The organism is Candidatus Cloacimonadota bacterium, assembly GCA_028706475.1.
Lineage (GTDB): Bacteria > Cloacimonadota > Cloacimonadia > Cloacimonadales > Cloacimonadaceae > UBA5456.
The window spans coordinates 1-9,256 of sequence record JAQWBI010000052.1; the positions used below are offsets into that span (position 1 = coordinate 1).

General features: G+C 47.0%; 5 protein-coding genes. All 5 read left to right on the forward strand.

The window, feature by feature from the left end; genetic code table 11:
- The first annotated feature begins 682 nt into the window (after positions 1 to 682).
- On the forward strand, positions 683 to 1,243 hold the full coding sequence (gene efp, locus PHF32_07800) for an elongation factor P (protein ID MDD4560619.1): 561 nt from the start codon (positions 683 to 685) through the stop codon (positions 1,241 to 1,243).
- 18 nt (positions 1,244 to 1,261) lie between these two features.
- Positions 1,262 to 1,468, forward strand: a complete 207-nt coding sequence (locus PHF32_07805) for a hypothetical protein (GenBank protein MDD4560620.1) — start codon at positions 1,262 to 1,264, stop codon at positions 1,466 to 1,468.
- A gap of 377 nt (positions 1,469 to 1,845) precedes the next feature.
- Positions 1,846 to 3,603, forward strand: coding sequence for an ABC transporter ATP-binding protein (locus PHF32_07810; protein MDD4560621.1), 1,758 nt, complete (start codon positions 1,846 to 1,848; stop codon positions 3,601 to 3,603).
- Positions 3,600 to 5,756 (forward strand): ABC transporter ATP-binding protein, encoded by a 2,157-nt coding sequence (locus PHF32_07815; protein MDD4560622.1) that lies wholly within the window; start codon positions 3,600 to 3,602, stop codon positions 5,754 to 5,756. Before PHF32_07810 ends, PHF32_07815 begins: the two co-directional genes overlap by 4 nt.
- A gap of 115 nt (positions 5,757 to 5,871) precedes the next feature.
- Complete coding sequence (locus PHF32_07820) at positions 5,872 to 8,676, forward strand: T9SS type A sorting domain-containing protein (protein MDD4560623.1); 2,805 nt, start codon at positions 5,872 to 5,874, stop codon at positions 8,674 to 8,676.
- Positions 8,677 to 9,256 lie beyond the last annotated feature (580 nt).

A 9,256-nucleotide genomic window follows, 5' to 3' on the forward strand; every position in this document is an offset into this window, starting at 1 on the left:
AAGGCTTCAATCCCCTTACTTGGAATGGCAGAGACAGCAGAAACAATGCTTGCGGAAGCGGCATCTATTTCTACAGACTTAGCACACCTTCCAAAATCGAAACCAAAAAAATGGTAATCGTAAAATAACACTAATCCCTAGAATATCCCCCGGCTTCGGTCGGGGGATTTTTTTACTGCCCCACAAAAACGCTTCCCGTTTCCATGGGGACCCCAGAACCACCCCACAAAAAAAAGCTTCCCATTTCTGTGGGGACCCCGGCAACCCTCCTCGCGAAAACGCTGTGCCTTTGGACATCGTGCCTCTGGCATATTCCTGTAAACCTAGTGACTCGTCAAGACACGAATGTCGTTTTGCAACTAGGCTGCCAAACTCCAATTTGGCATATACTTCTGCCAAACGATTCAAGAGCTTCATTCCTCCTGGGATTATCTATACTTGAACCTGATATCATCGGGTTATCATCGGGTGAGCACAGGATGATAACACCTTGATATCAGCTTCAACACTGCATAGAACAAAGGGAAAGAGGAGAAAAAGGATAACCGGGGTCAAGACGGAGCTTCTACACTGCCGTGTATTTATCTCCGCCGAAACTAGCAGAACACCTGTAAAAAATGTCTTGCCAAATATGCTACCATGAAAATCGTGGTTGTCTAGACTAAAACTAAGGATAGCAATTATGGCTTCAATGTCTGATATACGAAATGGCATGGTCATCAAGTTCAAAGACGATCTCTTTGAGGTAGTGGAATTCCTGCATGTGAAACCGGGCAAGGGTCCAGCTTTTATGCGCAGTAAACTGAAAAGCATCCGCAGCGGCAGGACAATCGAGAATACTTTCCGCGAAAGCGATAGCTTCGAGGAAGTACGCATCGAACGCACCAAAAAGGAATACCTGTATCGCGACGGAGATTTCTTCGTACTGATGGATACCGAGACTTACGAGCAAATGCATGTGGAAAGCTCCACCATTGGTGACAATGAACTTCTAATGCAAGAAAATATGGAGATCATCATCGCCACTACTCCCGAAGGAGAGATTGTAGGCATAGAATTGCCTACCACAGTGGTGCAGACCATCGCTGAGTGCGAACCAAACGTCAAAGGTAATACAGCCTCCGGCAGCGGCAAGGTAGCCTTCACGGATACCGGATTGCGGCTGATGGTTCCCTTCTTTGTGGAAACCGGAGACAAAATAAAAATCGATACCCGCAGCCGCGAGTACATCGAAAGAGCATAAAAGAAAGAGGATATAAACATGGGAAAAGTTAAGAACTTTGCCGCTAAAGTAGCACACGACCTTTCCAGCGAAGGTAAAGTGATGTGCCCGGTATGCAATACCGAAGTAAAACGCATTAAGATCGTGCAGAACATCAAAACCGATGGCACATGGCGTCCTGACAAACAGTTCGTAAGTATCTGCAAATGCAACGAACAGGACATAATGAGCGGAAAGAACATCTAGAGCTTGCCGTCAGAATCAGTAAAAGATTCGTTATTGAATCCCCAGACAAAGCTGGGGATTCTTTTTTATGCCCCACGTAAATGCTGCGCATTTTTGTGGGGACCACGGCAATCCTCCTCGCGAAAACGCTGTGCATTTGGACCTCCTGCCTCTAGTGAGTCTTTGTTTGCAGAAGACGCTTATCATCAATACAGACAATAGAGCTTCCACTGTGCAGAGAGGAAAATGTAAGGGTCAATTCCGCTAAACATCGCAGGACATAAACAAAGGATTTGACAAAAAGACCCTTCAATCGAGTGTGGCATGGTGGAGTATTGCCCGAAAGAGGGACATGCTGCATCATACTCGGAATAATACTAAAGGATATAGTAAAACCAATGCGAACATTCGACACGATTCTTCCATATTTGAAGAAGAGTTATGCTCAAATTACAGGCGGCATCATCATGTTGATTTTGGTGGATGTGGTACAACTCATCACCCCCAAGGTGATGCAATATGCCATCGACAACATTCAGGCGCGCACGATCGATGAAACCGGACTGGGGCTGATAGCACTCATTATCATCGGTCTATCTTTTGCGGTGATGATATTACGCTTCTTCTGGCGTTTGTTGATCATCGGGAATTCTCATAGGATTGAAAAGGGTTTACGGCAGGATTTTTACGACCATCTGCTGAAGCTCTCGCAGAACTTCTTTAATAAAAGCAAGATCGGAGACTTGATGGCCTATGCCACCAATGACCTGAACTCGGTGCGTATGCTTTTGGGGATGGGACTGATTGCAGCGATGGACATAGTGTTGATGACAATCGCGAGCTTCTCCTTCATGGTTTCGATAGACTTGCGGCTCACACTATTGGCGATCATTCCAATGCCGATTCTATCGATAACCATTGCCTACTTCGGAAAGAAAATGCATAAGCGCTTTACATTGGTACAAGCCAGTTTTGCCACCATGAGTGGGAAAATACAGGAGAGCATTTCCGGCATCCGCATCGTGAAAGCCTTTGGTCAGGAAAAGACCGAATTGGAAAGGATCGATGAAGTAGGCAAAGACTTCATGAATCAAAACATCTCCATGGCAAAGATCGCAGGCTTCTTTCATCCTTTCCAAGGTTTCATAATAGCATGTTCGATGATCATCACCCTTTATTTCGGTGGTCGCGCTGCGATTCGGGGAGACATCACTATAGGCGGGTTCATTGCTTTCTTCCAGTATTTGGGTATGTTGGTATGGCCAATGATCGCCATTGGCTGGATCGTGGATATGTATCAGCGTGGAACAGCTTCATTGAAACGCTTGAACGAAATCTTTGAAGTGGTTCCGGAAATTGATGACAAGCTTGCCAATCCCAGCATACAAAAGCTGGAAGGCAACATCACGGTAAAGAACTTCAGCTTCCGCTATGCCGAGGATCTTCCGCTGATATTCAAAGATATATCATTTGGCATCGAAGCTGGTAAAACCCTTGCCATCGTGGGCCCCACCGGCTGTGGCAAGACCAGTCTGATAGAGCTTTTGGTGCGCATCTACAATCCGCCCAAGAACAGCATATACATAGACGAAAATGAAATCTACCGCATACCGCTGGAAGTACTGCGCCGGGACATGGTGCTGGTACCTCAGGACATATTCCTCTTTAGCGATACGATTGCCAACAACATCCGCCTGGGCAATCCCTCCAAACCCATGGAAGCGGTATATACAGCGGCAAAAATCGCCAGTGTGTACGAAGAGATCATGGATTTTGATCATCAGTTTGACACCATGGTTGGTGAACGCGGCATCACCCTTTCCGGAGGGCAGAAACAACGCGTGGCAATCTCCAGAGCACTGTTGACCGATCCTCAGATCTTGATTTTGGACGACGCTCTCTCGGCAGTGGATACCAAGACCGAACGTCAGATATTGGAATGCCTCATCCAGGCCAGACGCGGCAAAACCACCATCATCATCGCCCACCGCATCTCCTCCATCCAACATGCGGACAGAATCATCGTGCTCGCCGACGGTGTGATCAAAGAACGCGGCAACCACGATTCTCTGCTGCGTGCCGGCGGAATTTATCGCGATCTGTATGAGAAACAGCGCATCCGGGCAAAACTGGAAGACGAGGAGGCAGGACAATGATGCACGGTCAAGGACATGGCGGAGTTAGCAGCGACGAGATAAAAGGGAAAATCTACGATCGCCGATTGTACGGCAAAATGGCACATTATCTGAAGCCCTATCTGAAATGGGTAATCATCTCCTTTCTAGTGCTAATGCTGGTCACTTTGGCAGAATTGATATTACCACTGATCCAATCCACCGCTATCGACGATCATATAGTATCCGACAGAAGCATCGCTATCTTCAGTGATGATGCGATGTACGAAAACTTCATGGATCGCTACAAGGTTCTGAAGCTGAAAGAATACAGTCATAATAATGTACATTTTGTGGTGATCTCTGCGGAAGACAGGAACAAGATGGACCACCCATACCTGGAAAGTCTGGAAGAACAGGGCTACATAAGCCCACATACAGTATATCTTGTGGATGACAATCCCACAAACGAAGCATTGCTTTCGAAATACATGGAGCAGGATGAGAATCCCGAGGACGGCATCCAGGAGCTGGCAGGGTTTTTCCGCATTGGTGACAGTAAGATAGCCGTTTCACGGGATAAAATGATGGAGCTCCCCCGCAACGAGCGTTTAAAAGTGCGACAAGATTCCTCCACCGCTCTGCTCTGGCTGTCGCTGCTGTTCCTGGGCATCATCATCATCCGTTTTATCAGCGGTTATATACAGGCAGTGATGACCACCACTTTCGCTCAAAAAGCGATAAACGATTTGCGTCACGATGTTTATGCCCATTTACAAAAGATGCCAACCCAATTCTTTGACAAAAATCCCGTGGGGCGCTTGGTTACCAGGGTAACAAACGATATCCGCGCCATCGATGAAATGCTGGCTTCCGGCGTGATTACCATCATCCAGGATATAATTCTGATTATCGCTATCGTGGCGCTGATGCTGGTTCTAAATTGGCAGCTTGCGTTGGTGAGCATGACGATCCTACCGCTGGTGATCTGGGTCATCGCTATCTTTAGGAGCAAGACCAGAGTGCTGTATCGCGAAGTCCGCAAGTATCTGGCACAGCTCAATGCTACGCTGGCAGAACACATCGCCGGCCAGAAGATAATCCAGCTCTTCAATCAATATAGCAACAAGCGCGATGAGTTTTCCAGTATCAATCAGACCTACTTTCTTACTTCCATGAAGCAATTGAAGCTCTTCGCATTTTTCCGGCCGGTGATCCACGTATCTTCACAGATCGCCGTAGGCATCATCATTTGGTATGGTGGTGGGCAGATATTACACAACGCCATCACAATCGGTTTGCTGATGGCATTCACCCAATATATCAGAAAGCTGTTTGAGCCCATCAACGATTTTAGCGAGAAGTTCAACGTACTGCAAGGTGCTTTGGCAAGTGCAGAACGTATATTTGACCTGATGGAATTGGAGCCGGACGATTATCGGGAGCATTTGGTGACCGGCAAGAAACTGGAAGGCGAGATCGAATTTCAAAACGTGTGGCTGGCATATAATGATGAAGAATGGGTGCTCAAAGACATCAGCTTCAAGATCGCCCCAGGCGAGAAGATCGCATTGGTAGGGCATACCGGCAGCGGCAAGACCTCCATCGTGAACTTGATCTTGGGGATGTATCCTTATCAAAAGGGGCGCATCCTGATCGATGGCAAGGAACTGAAAGATTATGGTCTGAAGGATATCCGTTCCAATGTAGGCATCGTACAGCAGGATGTATTCATCTTTAGCGGAAACATCAGCGAAAACATAGCTCTGAACAATACAGATATGAGCAAGGACGAGATTCGCCAGGTGGCAACCTATGTAAACGCAGATAAATTCATAAGCCAGCTACCACACAAATATGATGAACCTGTGATGGAACGCGGTGCCACTCTTTCCACCGGACAGCGTCAACTGATCGCATTTGCGCGGGTATTGGCATACAATCCATCCATCTTTATTCTGGATGAAGCGACCAGCAACATCGACACCGAGACTGAGCTATTGATCCAGGATGCTTTGGAGAAGATCATCAAGGATCGTACCTCCATCATTATAGCACACCGGCTTTCCACCATTCAACATGTGGATCGTATAATTGTATTGCACAAAGGTAAGATAGTGGAAGAGGGATCTCATTTTGAGCTCCTGGACAAAAAAGGCTTGTATTATGACCTTTACAGGTTGCAGTACACCTAATGTAAAGTAGTATATATAGAGTGATTTCTGCAGATTGCTAAAAAACATTGACAGAATCAGGCAATCTGCATATATTGCCAACTATGGAATAATCCCTTGATCTATAGGAGGATCAATGAAAAAACATTGGCTTGTTATATTGGCGCTAATGCTGCTGGTAAGTAGTGCTTTTGCCTACGAAGTAGTAGCCTATCAGGAAGACTTTGAATCCGACCTTGACGGCTGGGTTTTGTACGATGGTACTGAGAGCCCGAACAATTGGCATATTTATGACGATGGTGGCACTCAGGGCAACTCATGGTGGATGGGCGATCCCGCTCTGGCATCCGGAACCAACATCGGTGGTTACTACGATCACCAGTACCTCGTGTTGGATACTCCGGCCCGCACACTGAGCGCGGCAAATGCAACCTTAACTTTCAAGATGAAACTTGGTTTGGAAGATGTTGGCGGTACTGGTGACTACAACGGCTGGGACTCTGCAAACATCCGTGTTTCAACCGATAACGGCGCAACATGGACAGTGATTGCCGGCACTCCTGCATATCACTTCACCAGCTCCTATGCTTTTGGCAGCGAACACGGTGAAGGTATTGGCGTACCCGGCTGGGGCGGCATCACAAACGTGTGGACACCAGCTTCTTTTGACCTCAGCGCTTATGTAGGTCAGAGCGTAAAAATCCGCTTCGCTTTTGCCAGCGATCCTGCTTACAACACCTCAGATCAACCTGATATGTTTGGTTTCATGGTGGACGATATCGCTTTTGGCGGCTACAGCAACAATGGCGTGGACGACGGCCAAATGACCTGGAGCAGCCTGGTACCTCTGGGCGGACAGCTATGGCACGTTGCTACCGACACTACCGCTCCATCACCTACACATATAATGAAGAACCAAAATACCAACGGTACTTACAATCCCAACATGTACGACTACATTATAAGCCCCTCGATTACTCTGCCCAACAGTGGGGACATCAGAGCTGATTTTATGATTATGGGCAATTTTGAAGATCCTGATTACAGCAGTACTGCTCCCCTGTCTATCCTGGATTACTGGGGCTGGGAAATCTCTCCGGACAACGGCAACACTTGGACTGCCATGAGCAATCCTTATGCCGATCCCAATGGCAATAACTATGTATATGTCGACGCTCCTGATGCCTGGATTTCAGCAGTTTCTGTCTATTCTCTGGATGGATACATCAGCGATTTCGCTGGCCAAACTGTTAAATTCCGCTGGTACTTCAAATCTGATGGCGATGCCCCTCAAGGTACCGGTATCATGATCGACGATTTCACTATTTACAACGACATCTTTATCGCACCTCCTGAAGACTTGTTGGCTGAAGTAGTCGATAACGACGTGACATTATCCTGGAACGCTCCTGGTAGCGGTGGCGGCGGTGGAGAAGAAGGCTGGATCCATTATGACGGCGATAACTATGACGCCATTGGAACTGATGACATCGCTGACTTCAGCGTAGCTGCAAAGTGGGATCCCCTGGGAGAAGTAAACAGTATCTACCCATATGTGGGCATGAACATCACTAAAATCCAATTCTGGCCGAACGAAGCCAACTGCGAGTATTCAGTACGCCTTTGGACCGGTGGCGCCGCTACTTTGGTAGTGGATCAGGCAGTACCCACTGTTACTATCGGAGCATGGAATGAAATCACTCTAGCTACTCCTTACACCATTCCCGCAAGTACCGCAATCTGGGCAGGTTATCGCTGCAACACTCAAGCTGGTCATCCCGCAGGTATCGACGATGGCTCTGCTACAGTGGAAGGTTATGGAAACTGGATCAATATGGGAAGCTGGTCCACTCTTACTTCCATGGCAGATATTCAAGGTAACTGGAATATCAGAGTATATGTAGCCGATGCTGAAGGCCGCGAATATGTGTTGGGCGAACTTCCTGAAACTCCCGGTTTTGCCAATGGTGAATTTACCAGAGCCAACCTCAACCGCAATCATCGCGATGTTGGCAGCTATAAAATCTACCGTGACGGAGTATTTGTAAGCGAAGTACCGGGAACTGTAACCCAGTACACCGATACCGATGTTCCCGGCGGAGCTCATAACTACTATGTAACAGCTATGTACGATGGAAACGAATCAACCGCTTCAAACACCCAAGTGGTATTCATTATTCCTGAGGATCATGTTGAGGCTGCTAATGACGATGGTACTGCCGAGGCTGGCTTGAATGTAGGTTCCTCCAGACAGATGGCAGTTTTGCACAGTGAATACTCCGGTTCTCCTGTAACCATCAAATATGTGAAGATATATGTGGAAACCCTTAGCACTGCTCAATTCGTAATTCGCATATTCGAGAAAGACCCCACTACCGGACTTCCCGGAAACCTGATCGGCGACCAAATCCAATTCCCTGCTGCCAGTGTTGTTTCCGGCTGGAACTACATCACAGTTCCGGGCGAAAGAGTTGCTGAAAATGGCGAATTCTTCATAGGTCTCCTCGAGACTCCAAACCACTCAGCGATCGGTGTGGACACCAGCACAAACGGCTTCAGCTACACCAATCTGGGAAGTGGCTGGAATGTGTATGAAGATGGTGAGATCATGATTCGCGCGATCGTACAGGTTGGCAGTTCCAATCCCGAAGGCGTAAGCCCCGTGCTTACTCTGAGCGCCAGCAACTATCCGAACCCCTTCAACCCTGAAACCACCATTTCCTTCACCGTTCCTCAGAATGGACAAACCAGTGTGAAGATATTCAACCTGAAGGGTCAGGAAGTTCGTAGCCTGCTGAACAAAGAAATGCCTGCCGGCTCCAGCACCATTGTTTGGAATGGCACAGACGATTCTGGCAAAAACGTAGCCAGCGGTTTGTACTTTGTACGCGTTCAAAACAACTGCAAAGCAGTTACCCGCAAGATGCTGCTCTCCAAGTAAGTAATCCGAACCTATACAGGTTCAAACATATAACCCCGGTTCTCATTTGAACCGGGGTTTTTTCACTAAACCTTCGATAATGCGATTGGAGTCCATGTAACCTTTCGTATCTTATTGTATACCTATATGTTATCCGGTCAAATGGACTTCAATACATGGAGTGGACACTATGCATTGCCTGTCCAAGCCACCTCTTAACTTATTTCGACATAGACAGATAACATAGGTGGCTTGAACTCCGTGCTTTATTTAGGTTCAAAAGCTTCATTCCTCCTTGGGTTATCTATACTTGAACCTGATATTATCGGGTTATCATTGAGTGAACACAGGATGATAACGGCTTGATATCAGCTTCGGTACTGTATCGAACAAAGGGAAAGAGGATAATGATTTACACTCGGATAATGCGATTGGAGTCCATGTAACCTTTCGTATCTTATCGTATACCTATATGTTACTAATCTTTCCCAGTAGCCCATGTGATTGAGAGGCAGTAAAATAGCTTAAAATACTTCTTGACAAAAACACCTCGTATATTATTGTTGCTTTATGCTTTAGGCAAGGAATAACAACGAGGTGT

Coding starts and splice junctions, on each gene's coding strand:
- efp (MDD4560619.1), top strand. CDS start 683: ATGGCTTCAATGTCTGATATACGAAATGGCATGGTCATCAAGTTCAAA.
- PHF32_07815 (MDD4560622.1), top strand. CDS start 3,600: ATGATGCACGGTCAAGGACATGGCGGAGTTAGCAGCGACGAGATAAAA.
- PHF32_07805 (MDD4560620.1), top strand. CDS start 1,262: ATGGGAAAAGTTAAGAACTTTGCCGCTAAAGTAGCACACGACCTTTCC.
- PHF32_07820 (MDD4560623.1), top strand. CDS start 5,872: ATGAAAAAACATTGGCTTGTTATATTGGCGCTAATGCTGCTGGTAAGT.
- PHF32_07810 (MDD4560621.1), top strand. CDS start 1,846: ATGCGAACATTCGACACGATTCTTCCATATTTGAAGAAGAGTTATGCT.